This is a genomic window from Hyphomonas sp. NPDC076881 (assembly GCF_050269995.1).
Taxonomy (GTDB): Bacteria; Pseudomonadota; Alphaproteobacteria; order Caulobacterales; family Hyphomonadaceae; genus Hyphomonas.
Window position 1 is genome coordinate 16,104 of the sequence record NZ_JBNNJJ010000013.1, and the last position, 20,055, is coordinate 36,158.

Below are 20,055 nucleotides of genomic sequence, written 5' to 3' on the forward strand. Positions count from 1 at the left end.
TTGTTTTTATTCAGCCCAGGCGGCGCAAATCTCGTCTGTGGAGACCAGCGTGGCGCAGTTGAGCGCCAGCGATTGCAACGCGCTTTCATGGATGCCGGGATCATAGGCCGCGCAGGCGTCGGTTGGCACATAAACCAGATAATCGAGATGGAAGGCATCGCGGACAGTGCAATCGACGCAGCATTCAGTGGTCAGGCCACAGACGATCAACGTGTCGATGCCGCGCGCACGCAAGGCGGCGTCAAGGCTGGTGCCGAAAAAGCCGCTATAGCGCAGCTTCCAGATGACGGTTTCGTCTGGCTGAGGCGTCGGGCCGACAAAGGCGGAGCCCGGCTCTCCGGCGCGGCAGATGGCACCGCCCCGGTCTTCGCCGTCGCGCCGGCGGCGCCATTCGCCCCAAACGGGCGAGTCGGTGGCGGGCGTGGTGGCAAGGCCCACAAAGATCACCGGGGTGCCTGCGGCGCGGGCAGCGTCAACCAGCCGCGTGGCCGTGGCCACGGCAGGGGCGGCGACGCTCATATCCAGCCCGGCCTTGCCCAGTACGCCTTCCGGCGAGGCAAAATCGACCTGGATATCGACCACGATAACCGCAGCCCGCTCGGGCGCGATCCATCCGGCGAGGGTATCAGGATAGGCGGGTTTCGGCTTCACTGGCATTCCTCATTGCAGACACTCCCTTTCATTCTCCTCTGCCGAGTACCGGTCCTGCAAGCCCAGCGGGAGGGCATGGGGAAGGCAGCAGGACCGGTCCCCGGCGGGGAGCTTTTTTCCGTTCTCAGAACTTCTTCTTAAAGGTGACGCGATATTCCGTGCCGCGGCCGGGCAGGACCGCCATATCAGAATAGGTGTCTGTCACCGGCTGGAAGTAGAGCTCATCGAACAGGTTGTCGACGTTGAAGGCGATCTCATAATCCTGGAAGGTGTAGAAAGCAGAGACGTTCACGGTTTCATAAGCGGGCAGGATCACCGGATTGGCGAGCTTGCCGGCGGTTTCCGAGACACTCGTGATACCGCCCGTTACGCCGAACTGGCCCCATTCATAGGCGTCTGACACATAGGAACCAAACAGGCTGACGACGGTTTGCGGCACAAGGCGGAACTCATAGTCGCCTGGCTGGCCGACGGGCGACGTGGCGAGATTGTAGACGGCATAGGCGGCGCCATAGCCATCAATGGGGTTCAGGCCCGTTGCCCAGACCGGGATATAGCCGAAGCTGGCATCAGGGCCTTTAACGGTTGTTTTCTGAGTGTTGCCTGCGAAGGTGAAGGAGAGGTTGTCAGTGGCAAGCCAGCGGGCCTCCAGCTCGACGCCCTTTGCCTCGGTGGCGACGACGTTATCGAACATCGAAAGGCGTGTGCGGGATTGTTCATAGCCGGCAAGGCTGCCCACCAGCGTTCCGCCGAGAAGTTCGAACTTTATACCGGCTTCGGTAAGCTCGGAGTCGGAGATCCACTGATCGCCGCTGATCAGGCCGGGGGTAATGTCGCCAGCCTGGCCGATTTCGAGGGCGGCGGTTTCGGCATAGGTGACATAGGGGAAGAGGCCAAACGGCGTATTGAAGCTGAGGCTGGCACTGTAGCTGAATTCTTCCTGTGACGCATCGAATTCGATGTTGGCCGGACAGTAGCAGAGGCCGCCAGTATCGATGGAGGTGGCATCATACCAGTCATAGCGCCCGCCCAGCAGCAGGTTCACATATTTGCCGAAGCTGATGTCTGTCAGGCCGAAGATGCTCGTGTCGGTCCAGCTCGAGTCGACGGTCATGTCCCAGCCGATCCCGATATTGCCGGGCTCCACCGAGAACGGATCATCCATGGTGTCGGCGGCTGTGGCGCCATAGATGATGTCGCGGCGATCAAGCGAGATGTAGCCGGAGTTGTAGGTTTCCTTCTTGATGGCATCCTGGCGGCGGTATCCGAAGCCGACCTTGTTGGTGGAGCGGATGAAGCTGTCTTCGGTGCCGGTGGAGAAGTCGTAGCTGACGCGGCCCTCGGTGGCCCAGGCATCGTAGTCTGCCGGAAAGCCGTAGCTGACGAAGCGCTGGTTTTCCATGTCGTCATAGAACAGCTCGACATTCAGCGCGCTCTCGCCGATTTCCTGTTTGGCCTTGAAATAGAGCGTGTTGGTGGTCGTCTTGGAGAAGTCTGCATCCGAGATGAAAACCGTACGGGGGCTGAGTTTTGCGGTGCCGACGCCTTCGGTGAGCTGGAAGCGCGGATTGACGGAAGGCGTAAAGCCGAAATAGCCGACGACGAAGCTGCCACCGGCCTCGTTGGGCGTGATGCGGCCGTTTCCATCGGTATCAACGACGGCGGTGTTGCGGCCGGTGATGTAGGTCTGGTTGTCGATCAGGTCCTGGGTGACGCGGTTCCAGCCGGGCGTCTGCACGTACCCGTCCGAGTCAAAATACTGGCCGCTCATGGTGATGGTGAGCGTGTCGGTAACATCATATTCGCCTGACAGCTGGATCATCAGGTGTTCTGGCGAAATTCCCCTGTAGTAGGAGTCTGAGTCTTCATATTCGACATAACCGTAGACCCCGCCCCGATCGCCGATGGGGATGCCGACCTGGCCGTTGGTGTTGAACTTGCCATAGGAGCCGACGGTGACTTCAGCCTGGCCGGTCACTTCATCGCTGCCGCTGGCGCGGCCGGTTTTGGGGATGACGTTGATGAGGCCGCCGACCTTGCCGGGGCCGAATGCGGGGGTTGGCGGACCACGGACGATATCGACCTGAGAGGCAGCGCCCAGAAGCGTAGGATAGGTGCCCCGGTTCTCGATCCGCTTGAAGCCGTTGAAGTAGCTTTCCGCCAGCGTGCCGCGGGCGTTCACAGCGCCTTTGACGCCGTAATAGCTGCCGGTGAAGGTGCCCGGCGCGATGGCGATCAGGTCGTCAACTTCTTCAATGCCGTAGCGTTCCAGTGTGAGATCGCTGACCAGCGTTGCTGAGCGCGGCGTTTCGAGGAGGGACTTGCCCATGCCAAAGACGCTTTCGCTGTTGGACTTTTCCAGAAGGCCCACGCGGTCGCTGACGACGACAATAGTGTCGAGTACGGCGGTTTCATCAGCCGTATCCTCCGTGGCCGGAGCAGGGCCGTCTTCAGCCCAGGCACTGTTGGCAAGGGCAATGGCTGTCAGAACGCTTGTCAGATAATACAGTGCTCGCATGTCTTGGACCCCTCATAGGCTGCGGCGGGTTGGCTATGAGGTCAGTTCAGGGCGGTGGGGCCAGAAAAACAGCGCCATCTGATATTTGAACTAACATTTCAGTTAACATGTTCAAATTATCAGCAGGTCTGCTGCGCGGCCGCCCAGCAATCGTGCGGTGCAGCAATTTGCGGGGGCTGGGTTTCCGGCAAAGCACAAGGCTGGCGGTGCCGCGCTGGCCCGCAAAAGCCCCCCTCCGGAAACATACTTATAAAGAGCCACCCTCTGCGCACGGCAAAAGCGCTTCCTTCGATTGGATAAGAATCAAATAAATGGCTGCCCGAAACCTGTGCGGTTCTGGCGGGCGGGCGCCTGACATTGCGAAAGGATCAGTCGGCGGTCTTGGAGCCCATCACCACCAGCATGGCTTTCATCGCGGCGGGGCCATCGCCCTTGGCAATCGCCTTGGCCGCGATGCGGTGGTTGGAGATGTCTTCCAGCCGGTCTTCATCGGGGCGGGTCGTCATCGAATAATACCAGTAGCGCGCCGCCTTGTTGTGAAGGTTGATGACAATCCGGGCGAGGCTGAGATTGTGGCTGGCGATGGCGACGGCGCGGTGGAATTTCTGGTCCATGGCGATGATGGCGCGGAAATCCCGGCGCTTGGCAGCGGCTTCTGCGCCATCGAAGGCGGTGAGGATTTCGTCGATTTCGGCGCGGGTGGCGTGCTGGGCGGCGAGGAGGGCGGCCTGGGGCTCCAGCAGGCAGCGAACTTCGTATGCCTGCTGCACTTCCTGCACATCGATGGAAGCGACGATGGTGCCCGACCGGGGGCGGCGCAGCACCATGCCCTCAAGCGACAGGCGGGCAAGCGCATCACGCACACCGGCGACACCGAGATTGTATTGTTTGGCGAGCCCCAACTCGTCCAGCCGTGCGCTGGGCGGGAGGACACCCAGGATGATGTCCAGCAGGATCTGCTCGTACGCCTTCGATTTCTGAAGGTCCGGCGCCCAGTCTTCCGTGTGGCGAACGTCGCTGAAACCCTGTTGGTGAAACGGAACCATATCTTCCCTGGGCCTTGTTTTTGTTTGCGTGCCCATGTCGTTTACTCCCTTATGCCTGCGCATTATTTATGTTGGCAGGCTTTGTTATCGTGCTGGTTGTGGCAAGCCCATCTTCCAATTGAGCGGATGGGGCCCGCCTTATTCTGTGGAGATGCCTAGCTGCTGCGCACAGGCGTCGCCGGATGGCAACTTGGCGCACAGGGGGCAAAAGTCAAACATATCAGCTAACATCTCAGTGTTGCATATGGCGTGTAAGGCTTGCAGCGTGCAGCCTCATACGCCACGCGCCGGAGTGATCTGATGACGAAAAGCCCATCCAAAAAATCAAATAATTCAGGGATCAGCCGGCGCGAGGCGCTGCTGGGGCTGGGCGGCAGTTTCACGCTTCTGGGCGGATGCACCACAACGCAGAAGGTGGCTGATATTGATGCAGTGTTCACCTCCGGCGTGGCGAGCGGTGACCCTACGGCGGCGTCTGCGGTGATCTGGACGCGGGCTTACAACCCGGATGTGGCGGCGATTCCGGTGGGATTTGAGGTGGCTGAAGACGCCGGATTCAGCCGGATAGTGCGCAAGGGAACGGGGCTGGCGACCACAGCGCGGGATTACACGCTGAAGGTGGACATCGAATCGCTGGCGCCCGGCAGCAGGTATTTTTACCGCTTCTGGGCGGGACAGGCGGTGTCAGACATTGGACAATTCCGGACACTGCCGGACAAATCCGGACAGAAAGTGTGCCTGGCGGTCGCTTCCTGCGCCAATTTCGGCTCGGGTTTCTACAATGCCTACCGGACCCTCGCGGAGACACCCGGCATCGACGCCGTGATCCATCTGGGCGATTACATCTATGAGTATGGCCCTGACGGGTATGACGCCGAGACCGGCCGGATGCTGGGGCGGTTTGCTGAGCCGGCGCATGACGCGGTGACGCTGGAGGATTATCGCGCGCGTTTTGCCGCCTACCGGCGCGATCCTGACCTGCAGGCAGCCCATGCGGCGGCGGCGTTCATTACCATCTGGGACGACCATGAGACGGCCAACAACAGCTGGATGGGCGGCGCGGCCAACCACAAGGAAGACACACAAGGGAGCTGGGCAGCGCGCTGCGAGGCGGCGCTGCAGGCCTATTTCGAATGGATGCCGATGCGCGACCCCAAGCGGGGGGAAGCGGCAAGGACGCTGACCCGGACTTATGAGTTTGGCGGAATTGCCTCGCTGATCCTGATCGAGTCGCGGCTGACGGGGCGCGGCGAGGCGCTGAGCCTTGGCGGGGTGACCGACCCCGAAGCCTTCGAGGCCGGGCCGCTGGCAGACCCTGCGCGCACCATGCTTGGGGCGCCGCAGGAAGCCTGGCTGGACGGGGAGTTGACGCGCTCGGCCGCGGCGGGCACCGCCTGGCAGGTGCTGGGCAACCAGACCGTGATGGCGCCGATGCGCACGCCGGATTACACCGCGCTTCTGCCGGAGGACATTCTGGACGGCGTGCGCCAGAAGGGCGGCTATTCGGCCCGCTGGGTAGAGCGCTCGAAGCTGGGCCTGCCGGTAAACCTCGATTCCTGGGACGGGTATCCGGCGGCGCGGGAGCGGCTGCTCTCCTCGGCCATCGCGGCGCAGGCCAATCTGGTGGTGCTGTCGGGTGACAGCCACATGTTCTGGGCGAGCGACCTTTACCGGCAGAGCGATGAGAGGTTTGCGGGCGTGGAATTTGCCACGGGCAGCATCACCTCGCCCGGCGGATATGAGAACATCACAAGTGATCCGCGCATCTTCGAGATAGCGGCGAGCGCCATTCCAGAGAAAAACCGGGGCGTGCGCTTTGCCAATGTGAAGGACAAGGGGTTTGTCTTGCTGACGCTGACACGGGAGGCAGCGCAGGCGGAATATATCGGGATGAGCACGGTGCGTTCGCGCGATTATGAGGCGCGCACGCTGGTGGTGGCGAAGGCTGCGCGCGGGCCGGATGGGCGCGGGCGAGAACTGACACTTTCTGCAGGCTGAAGACAGAGACGCATCCGGGCAAAAAAGAACCGGCCGCAGCGGTGTGAAGCCGCGGCCGGTTTACAGGAAGAAACCCCGTTAGAAGCGGTAGGTCAGCGCCGCGCCATAGGTGCGCGGCTTGCTGCCATAGCGCACGACGACGTTGGCGTTCGTCGTGACCTGCTGGGTGTAATACTCATCCGTGAGGTTCTGCCCCCAGATGGAGAACTCCCAGGTATCGTTCAGCGTGTAGAGGCCGATCGAACCGTTCAGGACGCCATAGGAGTCGATGTCATACAGCGGATCATCCGGATCGCCGGCAGTAGAGTCGCTCTGCCAGCGGCCGCTGAGTGAACCGCGCACGCCGTAGCGATCCGTAACCGGACGGTCGTATAGGAGGGCGAGGCTGAGGCTGGTTTCCGGGCTGTAGAGGAAGGGATCGCCCGCGCGGCTGGTGGGCAGGCCGAAGCTGTCGGAGGTGTCGAATTCCTTGATCTCAGTCTGCAGCAGCGTGACACCGCCCATGGCGGTGAGGTTTTCGTTGATCAGCCAGGTAAGCTCGGTTTCGAAACCATAAGCCTCCGATTTGGGCACGTTCTGAAGGCGCGAGAGGGCGCGGTAGATCGGGTCCGGGAAGAAGGAGGCGACCTGCTTGTCTTCATAATCATAGAAGAAGAACGAGCTGTTGGACTGAAGGCGCTGGTTGAAGAACTGGGCCTTCATGCCGACTTCATAGGCCAGCAGGCCTTCCTGGGTGGCCGGTGCGTTCTGTTCGGATTTGGAAGCGGCGTTCACCGGGGTGGAGGCCGATTTGTAGCCCTGGGTCACCGAGGCAAACAGCAGCATGTTGTCACGCGGGGTCCAGTTACCGACGATCCGCCAACTGACGTTGTCTTCCTTGGTGCTGGAGGTGACCGGGCCAAAAGTGTTGGTGGCAACGTCATAGGTGTTGCAGCCATTCTCCAGCAGGGCTGGCGGGGGCGCCGACAGGCCATAGATGCCGGTGAAGAACACGCGGTTGAAGACGTTGACGTTGGGCTGCATGGAGCCGTTCACGTCTGCCGAGCAGCCGGTATAGTTCTGCTTGTCTTCGGTGTAACGCAGACCCGTGGTGAGCGAGAATTCCGGCGAGATTTCCCAGTCGATATTGGCGAAGATGCTCTGCGTGGTCGTCTCGAAGTCACCGCTGTCGCGATAGGTCTGGAATGAGTTCAGCAGTTCGGCGGCTGTATAGGGCAGACCGGTTTCCGGATCGCGGTTCACGAAGGCAACCAGCGGGCCGACGGTGGCGGGGTCAAAGCCAAGGGCTGCAGGGTTGACGGTGAGGAGATAGGCCGCTGTCGAAATGAAATTCGAGTTGGCGTTATCGCGCAGCATCGTGCGGTTCGTATCGAGGGTTTCATCCTTGCCGTAATAGGCGCCGACGAGCCAGTTGATGCGATCGGTCTGGCCCTCCAGGCGCAGTTCCTGGCTGAACGACTTGATCTCGCCGTCAATGTCCTGATTCAGGATCTGATAGGGCGCGCCGGAGAAATCGAGGATCGCCTCACGCTCCAGCTTGTTATAGCCGGTGAGCGACACGAGCGTCAGATCGTTGTCGAAGGTGTAGTTGATGCCGGCCCGGAAGGCATGGAAGGTTGAGTCTTCCTTGTTGTCGTCCGTCATGCCCGGAACGCCGCCAATCGTCTGAGAGCGGACGTTGTAAGGCACCCAGTCAGCATCCTTCGAGCTGCTGGGGCGGTTGTTCTGGAGGAAGGCAATGAGGCCCGGGGCGTTGAAGCCGGAGGTCGAGGACGGGCCGCTCGTACCCGGAACGATGAAGGTCGGGTCGGTGCTGGGGGTGAGGCCGATGCCTTGTGCGGCAATCGTGTCGGACTTGTTAATCCAGCCGTTATAGCTGAGGTTCACGTCCAGCTTGTCCGTTGGCTGAAGGGCGAGGGCGGCACGGAAGCCGAGCTTGTCGACCGTGCCGCGGTCTTCATCCGGACGGGACATCGAGCGCTGCCAGCCCTTGTCGCTGTTCTCGCTGCGGATGGCGAAGCGGGCCTGGACCGTTTCGGAGATCGGCAGGTTGACCATGCCTTCGAGGTTCCAGGTATCGTAATTGCCGACTTCGGCCTTCGCCATGGCCTGGAATTCTTCTACCGGCTTGTTGGTGACGACGTTGATGAGGCCGGCAGTGGTGTTGCGTCCGAACAGGGTGCCTTGCGGGCCTTTGAGGACTTCGACGCGGGAGACGTCAAACACCGGGCCGGAGTTCATGAACGGGTAGGGGTAGGCAACCTCGTCGACATAGGTGCCGACGGTGGAGGTGGCCGAGAGGTTGATCGTGTTGAAGCCGATGCCGCGCAGCGTGTAGGTCGGCACGCCCTGATAGGACTGGGACACCGAGAAGCCGGGCACGACGGTGGTGAGGTCTTCTACCGAATTGATGTTGAGCTGGTTCAGCGTGTCTTCGCTGAAGGCCTGGATGGCCATCGGAACGTCCTGGGCGGACTCTTCGCGGCGGGTGGCGGTGACCGTGATGGAGCCGAGCTTCAGGTCAGAGTCAGAGTTTGCCGGCTGGGCTGCGGCTGGCGGCGTGGCCTCCGGCGTGGCTTCCTGGGCAAGGGCGGGCGCCGACAGGGTGATCGCCAGCGCCGAGGCACCGCCGAATACAATTCGACTAAAGGGTTTTTGACGTTTCATGGATTTCCTCCGCAACGTCTGCTCTGGGAGGGCGGCAGACTTCTGTAATGCTGCACGGTTCCCGTAAGGTTGGACGGGATACAAGCTATCGAAAGTGATAGTGTGGCATGGACCTCACACTCGCCTGAGGGGCGTGTGGGCCGTCCCCCCTGTTCCGGGGGGAGACGGAAAAGCGCGCATCGGCTGGTGGGGGAGCGGTTTACATCCGCAGCAGGGCAGCCTCTATGGAACAGGTGGGAAGAGGGGGGCGTCCAGGCATGAGGGTGCAGGATCTGAATACGCCGCTGGTGCGGTTTGCCGTGCCCGCACTGCTGGTGGTGGGGGTGACGGCGATGATGGCGCTGGCCGTGCTGCAGCCGGCAAGCGGGCCGACCGGCATTGTGGGGACTTGGCGCTCTCCGTTGGAGGTGGGCGCGGGCGCGTGGATTTCGCTGCTGGTGGGGTTTGGCGCGTGCCTGGTGTCGGCCTGGGTGTGGGCGCTGAAGCCGGTTGACCCGGCGGCGATCCTGTTTGCGGTGAGCGGGCTGACGACGCTGATGTTCTCAGCGGCGGCGGTTGTCTGGCTGTTTGCCATGCCGCTGAGCGAGGGGGGCTATCTGCTGGCGGGGATCATCAACTGTATCGGGGCTTCCGGCTTTGGCATCGTGATGATGTGCCTGTTCATGATCTATCCGGTGAAGCTGCCGGGCTGGCGCTGGATGATGGCGGCCACTGTGCTGGGCTTTGGCGGGGTGACGTATTGGGTGATGTTCGGGCCGTCGCCGGATTTCATGCTGGTGCATCCCATTACCTTCTGGGAGATGGTGGGCATCTTCGTGCTGGTGGGCTGGCAGATCTTTGCGACCCGGGATGACCCGGTGCAGCGTTCGATTGCCTTGTGGCTGGGCGCGGCGGTGGTGTTGGGCGCGGGCGGGTTTATCTCGACGGTGGCGTTTCCGCATACGTTCGGGTTTACGCCGTTGCTGGACGAGAATGTCGCCTTTGGCTTTTTCCTGCTGATCTATGTGGCGCTGACGGTGGGCCTGATGCGGTTCCGCGTGTTCGGGCTGGGCGGCTGGGCGTTCCAGTTGATGTTCCACTTCCTGGCGGCGCTGGCGGTGCTGGTGTTGGATATGGCGCTCATCGGCATCCTTTCCTTCGAGCCGGGGGCAGCGTTCTCCGTGGCGTTGCTAGCGGCGGCGGCGGTGTATCTGCCGATGCGCAGCCTAGCATGGCGCAAGCTGACGGGGCAGGCGCGCCCGGACGAGGCCGAACTTTTTCGCGCGGTGATCGACATTGCCCTGCGCCCGAGCGGGGAGGAGCGGGCCGGGCGGTGGCGCAAACTGATGCGAGATATTTTCGGGCCGCTGGAGGTGAAGCCGGTGGAAGCGGCCGCGGCGCGCGTGCGGGTAGAGGATGAGGGCACGCTGATGGTGTTGCCCGGGGTGGCCGACTCCCCGCCGCTCAGCCTGCGGTACAAGAATGGCGGGCGCGGGCTCTATTCGCCCAAGGATGTGACCTTGGCGGCGCAGATCGTGAAGCTGATGCGCTATGCCGAGGAGAACCGGGACGCCTATGACCGGGGCGTTTCGGAGGAGCGGGCGCGGATTGCGCGGGACATTCACGACAATATCGGGGCGCAGCTTCTCCGCGCGCTGCACTCACGCGAGACGGGGCGGAAGGACGCGATGATCCGCGAGACGCTGACCGATATTCGCGATGTGATTAACAATGCGCAGGGGGCTGAAGCGCCGATGGAGGATGTGCTGGCTGACCTTAGGGCGGAGACGGCAGACCGGCTGGACCCGCATGGCATCGCCCTTGGCTGGACGCTGCAGGCTGCGCCGGGCGCGCTGCTTTCGCGGCAGAAGGTTCATGCCTTGCGGGCGCTGATCCGCGAGGCGGTGAGCAACACGATCAAGCATGCCGGGGCGCGCCGTGTGGAGGTGACCATCCGTCTGGGGAACGATTGGCTGGAACTGAAGGTGGCCGATGATGGCAAGGGCTTGCCGGCGCAGAAGGCCTCGCTGGGCAATGGTCTGGGTAACATGAAGATCCGTGTCGAGAGATTTGGCGGCGAGATGGCGCTGGAGAGCGAGGCGGGTACGAGCCTGTTGGCGCGCATCCCCGTGTTCGAGATGGCGGCGGAGTAGACTCAGGTCCGGTCTGTCGTGAGGCCCATGCGGGTGGCGTGCCAGGAGGCTTCGGCGCGGGAAGAAATGCCAAGCTTGCGGTAGATGCCCTTGATGTAGCTGGCGACAGTATTCTCGCTGAGGTCCAGCGCGCGGGCGACTTCGCCATTGCGCATGCCGCGCCCGATCAGGGCGAGCACGTCGCGCTCGCGGGCGGTGAGATCATCATCCGGGGCGGCGGGGCCGGTGAGGCGGAAATGATCCATGATGCGCCGCGCGATCGATGGGGAAAGCGCGGGAACACCATCCGCAATCTGACGAAGCTGGCGCACCAGCGTATCCTGCGGCTGGTCTTTCAGGAGATAGCCGTTTGCCCCGGCAGACAGCGCGCCGACAATCCAGGCGTCATCCCCCATCACAGTGGTGACTACGCAGATCGTCTCGGGGGTTTCCTGCTTCACCTTGCGCAGCACATCGAGACCGGAACCATCGGGCAGGCCCAGATCCAGCATGGCAAGGTCAAACCTTGCGCCGGTGGCTGCGGTGAGGCCGCCGCGCACGCTGCCTTCCTCATGCAGGACGCAACCGGGAAACGCCTCACGCGCGATCTCGCAAAGCCAGGCGCGGGTTTCCGCGACATCTTCAAGGATCAGGAGGCTTTTCACGGTTTGGGCCTTTCCTCGCCGTCTGTGATATACATTCCATTATCGGGCTTAGAGAAGATGATGTCATCTTATCTTCAATACCCTGTCTTGCCGACCCACCGGAACAGGGGGGAGGACACTTCCCGCCAAAACGTGGCATTTCCCGTCACAGGATAACAGGGTGACCGAAATAATGATCGATGCGGAGGAAAATAGCCGGCTGGGGCATCTGTTCCGGCCGAACCCCTTCAGCCACGATCGTGCCTACTGGCTGGATGGGCATATGCTACATTGGCGCAGCGGGGTTGAACGCGGCCGGATGAGCCTGAGCGAGGTGACCCGTGTGCAGGTGATCCTGCCGCCCGCCAGGTATGGAACGGCGCGTTGCATCATCCGCACGGCAGAGGGCACGCTGCACCGTTTTTCGGATGATTACTGGTTTGGCTGGAACAGGGTGGAGCGTCATCGTTGGGGTGTCCGCGAACATCGGCGCGCGAGCTTTCTGGGGCTGGTGGCGGCGCTGACAAGGCGGGCGCGGAAGGCGAACCCGGCTGTGACGCTAAGATTTGGGCCGGGCCGGGGCCACCCGTTTGTACCGGAGGAACTGGATCAGGCGCGCGGTTTCGTGGAGGTCACCCCCGAACAGGGGGAAGACGGAAAATCCGGCGCGGCCTAGAGTTTAGCTGGTCCACAGGTCCGGGGGGACGCACGTGGCCCAAGTTGACGCCTGCTTCTGATGACACTTCTTCTGCGGGGCTGATGGGGTGCCTCTCTCGCTTCCTTGGCTCCGCAGATTTTTCCCGCCACCGGGTGTTGGATAGGGGCGCGTCAGTTCAGCGCGCCGGGGCTGTTTCCGTTTCCCTGATTTGACGCGAACGCCGGGCTTTGAGAGACAGGCTCCATGCGCGGCATGGGGTTTCTCTCGGGCGGATTGCGGGCACTGGCAGGGATGCTGCTGGTGTTGGCCGTGGCTGTGCGGGTGGCTGTGCCGGCGGGATATATGCTGGCGGAGGACGCCTCCGGGCAGATTCGGATCGAGCTTTGCACGGAGCAGGGTGTGATCAGCCGCGCGCTGGACCTGGCGACCGGAAACTATGTGGAGCCGGGCGAGGGCACTCCCTCTGATGACGCGCCGAAAATGCTGAAAGGCTGTGTTTTTGCAGCTGGCGCGCAGATTGCCGTGCCCGCGCCGGGCATGCCGGACCTGCAGCAGCTGCGGGTGATCCGTGAGGCGGGGCTGCACCATCCTGTGGCGTTTGAACTGGCGAGCGAGCTGGCAGCGCCGCCGCCTTATCCGACCGGGCCGCCGGTTCTGTCTCTGAGCTGATCCGCTGTTGCGCGCCTTTCGGAGGCCGCGCGGCGAGACCATGAGCGCGCCCGCGCGCGGCCTGACTTCAGAGACGAACCAAGTGAAAACTGAAATGAAAACAAAGCGACCGGCGATGGCGCGGACGCTGCATCGCCAGATTGGCTGGGTGGCGGCATTTGTGGCGATGGCCTGGGCGCTGACCGGCTTTCTGCATCCTGTGATGAGCTGGACGGCGCCGCGCCCGGCGGTGCAGGCACCCCCACATGGCGGTCAGATCCGGACACTGCCGGACATTCCCGGACAGTTTCTGGACAAATCCGGACAGATCCGGACAGTTCAGGTAAGGCTGGTGACCATTGGCGGGCGCCCTTATTGGATGTCGACCGACCTTTCGATGCCGCGCAAGACGGTGGCCGATGCCCTCACCGGAGAGGCAGCGCCGGAGGCCGAAGAGGCCCATGCGATTGCGCTGGCCCGGCACTATGCCGCGTTGCCGGAGGCGGCGGTCCGGTCTGTGGACATCATCGAGCGGTTCAATACCGAGTATCCGCAGATCAACCGGTTGCTGCCGGTGTGGCGCGTGGCGTTTGAGACGCCCGAGGGGCTGGCGGTGTATGTGGACACCGGGGCCGACCGGCTGGCGGCGGTGACCGATGGGCGGCGGCGGGCCCTGCTCTGCGTGTTCCAGAATGTGCATACGCTGAAGTTCCTGGGCTTTGCCGAGCCGTTGCGTGTGGCCTTACTGGCGGGGCTGATCCTCTCAGTGATTGCGACGAGCCTGATCGGGGCGGCGCTGCTGCTCAAGGCGAAGGGGCGGGGCCTGCGCAAGGCGCATACGCTGGCGGCCTGGGCGGCGCTGCCGTTCATCCTGACGTTCACAGTGTCCGGGATGTTCCATCTGTTCGTGACGATGGGGCCGGGTCAGGAGCTGCCTCCGCCGGGCGTGTTCACGCTGGCAGACCTTGAGCCGCCGAGGCCAGGGCCGGGATCACTCTACGGGCTGACGGCGACGGCGGGGCCGGATGGCAAGCCGCTCTGGCGGATCGAGACGGGCGGGGGCATTGCGTATCAGGGCGAGGTGGCAGGCTATACTGACGCAGACCGGGCGCGGGCGATTGCCGGGGCCGGGCCGGAGGCGGCGGTATCTCTGGTGACGCGGTTTGGCCGGGAGTACAGCTTTGCCAACAAGCGGTTGCCCGTGATGCGCGTTGAGGGCTCGGAGGGGCCGGTATTTGTGGATGTGCGTGAGGGGCTGATTGCGGCGGCGCCGCGCAAGAGCGCGCTGCAGAAGGCCGAGGGCTGGAGCTTTGACGTGCTGCACAAATGGGAATTCCTGCGGCCCATCGGGACGCGGAACCGGGACTATCTGCTGATGACCACTGTGGGGGTGATCTTCCTGACGGCGGCGCTGGGGCTGGCGATCCAGTTGCGGCGGCGGCGGCGGAAGCAGCCGCGCAGTTAATTTTGCTTGCTTGCCTCTGGGTCATCTAGGGCCGATTACGTATTCACCTGCCTTCCTCCCAGGGCAAGATTTGCACGTAGTTTGATGGCCCCGCGGCAAATGGACGGGGCCCAGGGAGGAATGCATGGCGGATACGGCGGCAGTCAAAGAACGCAAACCCAAGGCAAAGACCGAACACTTCGATGTGCTGATCGTCGGCGCGGGGATTTCCGGCGTCGGGGCGGCGTATCATCTGAAAACGCAGATGCCGAAGAAGAAGTTCGTGGTACTGGAGGCGTATGAGACCTTTGGCGGCACCTGGCATATGCACCGCTATCCCGGCATTCGTTCGGACTCGGATCTTTATACATTCGGATATCGGTTCAAGCCCTGGGTGGGCCCGCCGATTGCGAGCCGGGAAGAGATCCTCAGATACATGCAGGAAGTGATCGAAGAGAACGATCTTGCCCAGCATATCCGCTATCGTCACAAGATCCGGTCAGCGAGCTGGTCCAACGCGAAGAAGAAGTGGACGGTGAAGGCGGAAAACCTTGAGACCGGGGATGTGCTGACCTTCACGGCGAACTTCCTGTGGATGTGCCAGGGCTATTACAATCATGCGCAGGGCTATACGCCCGAATGGCCGGGGATGGCCGATTTCAAGGGACAGATCATTCACCCGCAGACCTGGCCGGACGACCTGGACCTGACGGGCAAGAAGGTGATCTGCATCGGCTCTGGCGCAACGGCGGCGACCGTGGTGCCGGCGATTGCCGGCCAGTGTGAGCATGTGACGCTGTTGCAGCGTTCGCCTACCTATTTCATCCCGGCACGGAATGAAAACCTGCTTGCCGACGAGCTGCGGATGCTGGGTGTGGACGAGGCGTGGATCCATGAGATCGTGCGCCGGAAATACAATCACGATCAGGCCGAGTTTACCCGCCGCTCCTTCGAGGATGCTGAGGCGCTGCGCCAGGAATTGCTGGACGGGGTGAAGGCGTGCCTGCCGGAAGGGTTCGACATGAGCCATTTCACCCCGGCCTACCGGCCGTGGCAGCAACGCATCGCGTTTGTTCCGGAGGCGGACCTTTTCGAGGGCATCAAGGCGGGCAAGGCGAGCGTGGTGACCGATCATATCGGCCGGTTCACAGAGAAAGGCATCCTGCTGAAATCCGGCACGGAACTGGAAGCTGATGTGATCATCACGGCGACGGGGTTTGATCTATCCGTTCTGGGCAACATTCCGTTCGAGGTGGACGGCAAGCCGGTGAACTGGTCTGACACGATCACCTATCGGGGCATGATGTTTACCGGCGTGCCCAATCTTGTGTGGGTGTTCGGTTATTTCCGGGCCAGCTGGACGCTGCGGGTGGACATGATGGGCGATCTCGTCTGCCGCCTCCTGAAGCATATGGACGAGAAAAAGGCGAAGCAGGTGGAGGTGGCCCTGCGGCCGCAGGACCATAATATGGAAATCCTTCCCTGGATCGACGGTGACAACTTCAACCCCGGCTATCTGACCCGCTCCATGCATCTGATGCCCAAGCGCGGCACGGCGCGCGAGTGGCAGCACACACAGGACTATTGGCGCGAGAAAGACGAGTTCCCCAAGATCGACCTCGACGGGGAAGAATTCCGTTACAGTTGAGGCCTGTATGAGCGCCTGCTCTTGCCGGGGAACACCAACCCCGGCATGACAGGCGCACATGACCGATACCAGCGCCCCTATCCAGCAGGAGTCTGACGGGCTTGATCCCGTGCTGCTCAAGGATCTCATCGATGCCATCGATGAGCGCGATACGCGCTGGCTGTCGCGCACCCTCAAGCGGATGCACCCGGCGGACGCCGCAGACGCGCTGGAAACGCTGCCCTATGACACGTTTGAGGACGCCGTTGGCCTGCTCGGCGAGGATCTGCCGTCTGAAATCCTGATCGAGCTGCGCGATGCGTACCGCGAAGGCGCGGTGGACGTGCTGCCTGATGAGGCCGTGGCGCAGGCGCTGGACGAACTCGATTCCGATGACGCCACGACGATCCTTGAAGACCTTGAGGATGACCGCCGCGAGCGTATTTTGGAAGACCTCGCCCCGGTGGACCGGGCCGAGTTGGAACGCAGCCTGGCCTATGAAGAGGATTCGGCCGGCCGCCTGATGCAGACGGAATTCGTGGCAGTGCCCGAATTCTGGACGGTGGGCGAAACCATCGACCATGCGCGCGGGCGCGGCGAGGAACTGCCGGAGACGTTCTACGAGATCTATGTGATCGACCCGGCGCACCGGCTGCTTGGGATTGTGCAGCTTTCGGCGCTGCTGCGCCAGCCGCGCGACAAGGCGCTGGAAGACATCATGGAAGACCCCATGACGACCCTGACGCCGGACCTTGACCAGGAAGAGGTGGCGTTCCGCTTCCAGAAATACTCCCTTGCCTCGGCGCCGGTGACTGACAGTGCCGGGCGGCTGGTGGGGATGATCACGGTCGACGATATGGTCGATGTTATCCAGGAAGAGCATTCTGAAGACCTGCTGGCGTTGTCGAACGTGTCGTCGGCGGACGCCTCAGACACTGTGTTCGAGACGGTGAAGGCGCGCGTGCCGTGGCTGGGGGTGAACCTCATCACGGCGTTTGTCGCGTCGGGCATCATCTCGATGTTCGAGGGCGCGATTGAGCAGATCGTGGCGCTGGCGATCCTGATGCCGGTGGTGGCGGCGCTGGGCGGGAATGCCGGGAGCCAGGGGCTGGCCGTGGCCGTGCGCGCGATTGCGACGCGGGAACTTGACGGCGATGCAGCGCGCCGGGCGGTGCTGCGCGAAACGCTGGCGGGGCTGATCAACGGGCTGATCATCGGCGTGGGCGTCGGGGCGGCGGCGCTCTTGTGGTTCCAGGATGTGGCGCTGGCCGTTGTGATTGCGATCGCGATGCTGGGCACATTCATCTGGGCGGGGATGTCGGGAATCCTTGTGCCGCTGACGCTGAAACGCCTTGGCGCAGACCCGGCGGTGGCCTCATCCGTATTCGTTCTGACCCTGACCGATGTGATGGCTTTCTTCAGCTTCCTCGGTCTTGCCAGTATCGTCCTGTTGTAAATTGGCCATAATCACGTCGAATCTCACCTTTCAGGCGAAAAGGCGCGCCTTTTGCAGGGCGTCCCTGTAGGCATTTTGCCAGTTGTACCAGAATGGGAGCAACGGACTTTGGGTGGTCCGCTTCGCACATCTGCCAAGGGACTCGAGCTTATCAAGGGCTTCGAGGGCTTCCGGCCGCGCGCCAGCCGGCTGCCGGATGGGCGATGGATTGTGGGCTATGGGCATACACGCACGGCGCGGCCGGGCCTGGCGGTGAGCCCGAGGGATGCCGAACTGGTGCTGGTGCATTCCGATCTCCCGCCCATCGAGCAGCTGATCCAGGACGAAGTGCTCGCCCCCCTGACCCAGAATGAATTTGATGCGCTGGTCTCCTTTGCCTGGAATATCGGGCCGGGCGCGTTCCAGTCTTCCAGCGTCCTGTCGAACCTCAATGAGGGCGACCGGCTGGCAGCGGCGTCCGACATGTGGCTGTGGCGCCGGGGACGGGTGAGCGGCGAGGTGAAGATCATCGATGCGCTGGTGCGCCGGCGGGCGGCGGAGATTTCGCTGTTCCTGACACATCCTTCTGGGCCAGCCGCTGTGCCGGGCGCGCTGATCCGGCCGATACCTGAAGATGGCGGGCAGCCTTTCCCGCAGCCGCCGGAACGGGCCGTGATCATCGAGGCGCGGGCAGAGGATGAGCGTCCCACGGTGCGGTCGCGCGGGGGGGATAGCGGGCCGCAGGCCGCCGCGCGGGCGGTGAGTGAACGGATTGCGCGGATACTGGGCGAGAGCCCGCCGCCGCCGCCATCGCGGCCGGCGAGGCCGCTGGAGCCGGGCGAAGAAGGCCCCAGCGTTGAAGATATTACCCGCGCCATCGCCGATCTGGCGGGGCCGGCGGAGGATGAGCCCCTGCCGCAGCCGCCGGGCGTGGTCAAAGGCCCCCCCGATGGCATCGAACGCCGGCGCGCGGCGCGGCCTGCACCGGTTGCGTCTGTGCCGGAAGCAACAATCAGCGCAGCCCCTGAGCCCCCGCAACCGCCGGTGCCTGAAGCGCCGCTGCCGCCGGCAGAGGGCGTTATCGTGGACGATCTGGCGCCTGTGGAAATCGACCAGAATGGCATCCAGCGGGCGCTGGAAGAGAATGGAGGCGGCCAGCGCCTGACGGGCGCTGAGGCGCTGGGCCGGTGGGTGCCATATGCGCTGCTGTCGGGCCTCGGGCTGGTGAGCCTGGTTCTGGGCGTGCGCGAGCTGGTGGATGTGGCGGCGGAGCCGGCGCTGTATGAAGGGGAGACCTGGCTGGGGCCGCTTCTCTCGCTCGGCGGGGGCTTCTTGTTCGTGGTGGCGACCTATTATCTCTACCGGGCGATGACGCAGGACGACTGAGCCGGTGACAGGCGGGCAGGCCCTTGCTAGGAAAGGGCCATGCTGACGAACACATATCCCACACTTAACTTCGATCTCGGTGAAACTGCGGACATGATCCGCGAGACCGTGAAAAACTTTGCCCAGAACGAAATCGCGCCACGCGCCGCCGAAATTGACCGGACGGACGTGTTCCCGCGCGATCTGTTGCCGAAGATGGGGGAGCTTGGCCTCCTCGGCATCACGGTGGAAGAGGAGTGGGGCGGCACGGGGCTCGGATACCTTGAGCATGTGGTGGCGATGGAGGAAATCTCCCGCGCATCCGCTTCTGTGGGCCTGTCCTATGGGGCGCACTCAAACCTCTGCGTCAACCAAATCCGCCGCTGGGGCAATGACAGCCAGAAGGCGCGCTACCTGCCGAAGCTGATCTCCGGCGAGCATCTGGGCAGCCTGGCAATGAGCGAGAGCGGGGCGGGCTCGGATGTGGTTTCGATGAAGCTGCGCGCCGACAAGAAGGGTGATCGCTATGTGCTGAACGGCACCAAGATGTGGATCACTAATGCTCCGGATGCGGATACTCTGGTGGTGTATGCCAAGACTGATCCGGGCGGCGGCTCTAAGGGTATCACCGCCTTCCTGATCGAGCGGGGCTTCAAGGGGTTTTCCGTGGCGCAGAAGCTGGACAAGCTGGGCATGCGCGGATCGGAAACCGGGGAGCTGGTGTTTGAAGATTGCGAAGTGCCCGAAGAGAATGTGATGGGGCCGGTGGGCGCGGGCGCGCGCATCCTGATGAGCGGGCTCGATTATGAGCGCGCGGTGCTCTCGGCCGGGCCGACGGGCATCATGCAGGCATGCCTGGACGTGGTGATCCCCTACATTCATGACCGCAAACAGTTTGGCCAATCCATCGGCGAATTCCAGCTGGTGCAGGGCAAGCTGGCGGACATGTATGTGCAGATGAATGCGGCGAAGGCATACGTCTATGCGGTCGCCAAGGCGTGCGACCGGGGCGAGACGGCGCGCAAGGATGCGGCCGGCGCCATTCTGTATGCGGCCGAAACGGCGACGAAATTGGCGCTCGATGCGATCCAGCTGCTGGGCGGGAACGGCTATATCAACGAATATCCGACCGGCCGCCTGCTGCGCGATGCCAAACTCTATGAGATCGGCGCGGGCACCAGCGAGATCCGCCGCTGGCTGATCGGGCGGGAGTTGTTTGCGGAGACGGCGTAAGGATTGCTGA

The 20,055-nt window shown here is 62.9% G+C and carries 14 protein-coding genes; 9 read left to right on the top strand and 5 right to left on the bottom strand.

Features of this window, described 5'->3' with window-relative positions:
• Nucleotides 1-6: 6 nt before the first annotated feature.
• The 3 genes from ACQKI2_RS14415 to ACQKI2_RS14425 all read right to left on the bottom strand — a co-directional run bounded on the left by ACQKI2_RS14415 (nucleotide 7) and on the right by ACQKI2_RS14425 (nucleotide 4,251).
• Entirely contained in the window at nucleotides 7-657 is a 651-nt protein-coding gene (locus ACQKI2_RS14415; protein WP_427380301.1) for a cysteine hydrolase family protein, read from the bottom strand.
• A 118-nt stretch (nucleotides 658-775) separates the two neighbouring features.
• Complete coding sequence (locus tag ACQKI2_RS14420) at nucleotides 776-3,169, bottom strand: TonB-dependent siderophore receptor (protein ID WP_427380302.1); 2,394 nt, start codon at nucleotides 3,167-3,169, stop codon at nucleotides 776-778.
• A gap of 368 nt (nucleotides 3,170-3,537) precedes the next feature.
• Nucleotides 3,538-4,251, bottom strand: coding sequence for a GntR family transcriptional regulator (locus ACQKI2_RS14425; protein ID WP_035596840.1), 714 nt, complete (start codon nucleotides 4,249-4,251; stop codon nucleotides 3,538-3,540).
• 264 nt (nucleotides 4,252-4,515) lie between these two features.
• Between ACQKI2_RS14425 and ACQKI2_RS14430 the strand changes: the two genes are divergently transcribed.
• Complete coding sequence (locus ACQKI2_RS14430; RefSeq protein ID WP_427380303.1) at nucleotides 4,516-6,213, top strand: alkaline phosphatase D family protein; 1,698 nt, start codon at nucleotides 4,516-4,518, stop codon at nucleotides 6,211-6,213.
• Nucleotides 6,214-6,291: 78 nt separating this feature from the next.
• Here ACQKI2_RS14430 and ACQKI2_RS14435 read toward each other — a convergent pair whose 3' ends face one another.
• Nucleotides 6,292-8,880 carry a TonB-dependent receptor gene (locus ACQKI2_RS14435; RefSeq protein ID WP_427380304.1) on the bottom strand — a complete coding sequence of 863 codons (2,589 nt, stop codon included), beginning with the start codon at nucleotides 8,878-8,880 and terminating at the stop codon, nucleotides 6,292-6,294.
• 257 nt (nucleotides 8,881-9,137) lie between these two features.
• Between ACQKI2_RS14435 and ACQKI2_RS14440 the strand changes: the two genes are divergently transcribed.
• Nucleotides 9,138-11,012 (top strand): sensor histidine kinase, encoded by a 1,875-nt coding sequence (locus ACQKI2_RS14440; RefSeq protein ID WP_427380305.1) that lies wholly within the window; start codon nucleotides 9,138-9,140, stop codon nucleotides 11,010-11,012.
• A gap of 2 nt (nucleotides 11,013-11,014) precedes the next feature.
• Here the strand turns inward: ACQKI2_RS14440 and ACQKI2_RS14445 are convergent, their stop codons facing one another.
• Nucleotides 11,015-11,656: a LuxR C-terminal-related transcriptional regulator gene (locus ACQKI2_RS14445; RefSeq protein ID WP_427380306.1), complete on the bottom strand. Its 642-nt coding sequence runs from the start codon at nucleotides 11,654-11,656 to the stop codon at nucleotides 11,015-11,017.
• A 160-nt stretch (nucleotides 11,657-11,816) separates the two neighbouring features.
• Here ACQKI2_RS14445 and ACQKI2_RS14450 point away from each other — a divergent pair, with 160 nt between their 5' ends.
• The 7 genes from ACQKI2_RS14450 (at nucleotide 11,817) to ACQKI2_RS14480 (ending at nucleotide 20,045) form a co-directional block, all read left to right on the top strand.
• Nucleotides 11,817-12,311, top strand: coding sequence for a hypothetical protein (locus tag ACQKI2_RS14450; protein WP_427380307.1), 495 nt, complete (start codon nucleotides 11,817-11,819; stop codon nucleotides 12,309-12,311).
• Between the two features lie 225 nt (nucleotides 12,312-12,536).
• Nucleotides 12,537-12,962 carry a hypothetical protein gene (locus ACQKI2_RS14455; protein WP_427380308.1) on the top strand — a complete coding sequence of 142 codons (426 nt, stop codon included), beginning with the start codon at nucleotides 12,537-12,539 and terminating at the stop codon, nucleotides 12,960-12,962.
• A 94-nt stretch (nucleotides 12,963-13,056) separates the two neighbouring features.
• On the top strand, nucleotides 13,057-14,406 hold the full coding sequence (locus ACQKI2_RS14460) for a hypothetical protein (RefSeq protein WP_427380310.1): 1,350 nt from the start codon (nucleotides 13,057-13,059) through the stop codon (nucleotides 14,404-14,406).
• 124 nt (nucleotides 14,407-14,530) lie between these two features.
• Nucleotides 14,531-16,033, top strand: coding sequence for a flavin-containing monooxygenase (locus ACQKI2_RS14465; RefSeq protein ID WP_427380311.1), 1,503 nt, complete (start codon nucleotides 14,531-14,533; stop codon nucleotides 16,031-16,033).
• A 58-nt stretch (nucleotides 16,034-16,091) separates the two neighbouring features.
• The gene (gene mgtE / locus ACQKI2_RS14470; RefSeq protein ID WP_427380312.1) at nucleotides 16,092-17,468 is read left to right on the top strand and encodes a magnesium transporter; all 1,377 of its coding nucleotides are present in this window, start codon (nucleotides 16,092-16,094) and stop codon (nucleotides 17,466-17,468) included.
• A 108-nt stretch (nucleotides 17,469-17,576) separates the two neighbouring features.
• Nucleotides 17,577-18,833, top strand: coding sequence for a lysozyme (locus ACQKI2_RS14475; RefSeq protein ID WP_427380313.1), 1,257 nt, complete (start codon nucleotides 17,577-17,579; stop codon nucleotides 18,831-18,833).
• 39 nt (nucleotides 18,834-18,872) lie between these two features.
• On the top strand, nucleotides 18,873-20,045 hold the full coding sequence (locus tag ACQKI2_RS14480) for an isovaleryl-CoA dehydrogenase (RefSeq protein ID WP_427380314.1): 1,173 nt from the start codon (nucleotides 18,873-18,875) through the stop codon (nucleotides 20,043-20,045).
• Nucleotides 20,046-20,055 lie beyond the last annotated feature (10 nt).

Bases quoted from the DNA above. Each gene is read 5' to 3' on its own strand.
- ACQKI2_RS14415 (WP_427380301.1), bottom strand. From the start codon at position 657: ATGCCAGTGAAGCCGAAACCCGCCTATCCTGATACCCTCGCCGGATGG.
- ACQKI2_RS14420 (WP_427380302.1), bottom strand. From the start codon at position 3,169: ATGCGAGCACTGTATTATCTGACAAGCGTTCTGACAGCCATTGCCCTT.
- ACQKI2_RS14425 (WP_035596840.1), bottom strand. From the start codon at position 4,251: ATGGGCACGCAAACAAAAACAAGGCCCAGGGAAGATATGGTTCCGTTT.
- ACQKI2_RS14430 (WP_427380303.1), top strand. From the start codon at position 4,516: ATGACGAAAAGCCCATCCAAAAAATCAAATAATTCAGGGATCAGCCGG.
- ACQKI2_RS14435 (WP_427380304.1), bottom strand. From the start codon at position 8,880: ATGAAACGTCAAAAACCCTTTAGTCGAATTGTATTCGGCGGTGCCTCG.
- ACQKI2_RS14440 (WP_427380305.1), top strand. From the start codon at position 9,138: ATGAGGGTGCAGGATCTGAATACGCCGCTGGTGCGGTTTGCCGTGCCC.
- ACQKI2_RS14455 (WP_427380308.1), top strand. From the start codon at position 12,537: ATGCGCGGCATGGGGTTTCTCTCGGGCGGATTGCGGGCACTGGCAGGG.
- ACQKI2_RS14460 (WP_427380310.1), top strand. From the start codon at position 13,057: ATGAAAACAAAGCGACCGGCGATGGCGCGGACGCTGCATCGCCAGATT.
- ACQKI2_RS14465 (WP_427380311.1), top strand. From the start codon at position 14,531: ATGGCGGATACGGCGGCAGTCAAAGAACGCAAACCCAAGGCAAAGACC.
- mgtE (WP_427380312.1), top strand. From the start codon at position 16,092: ATGACCGATACCAGCGCCCCTATCCAGCAGGAGTCTGACGGGCTTGAT.
- ACQKI2_RS14480 (WP_427380314.1), top strand. From the start codon at position 18,873: ATGCTGACGAACACATATCCCACACTTAACTTCGATCTCGGTGAAACT.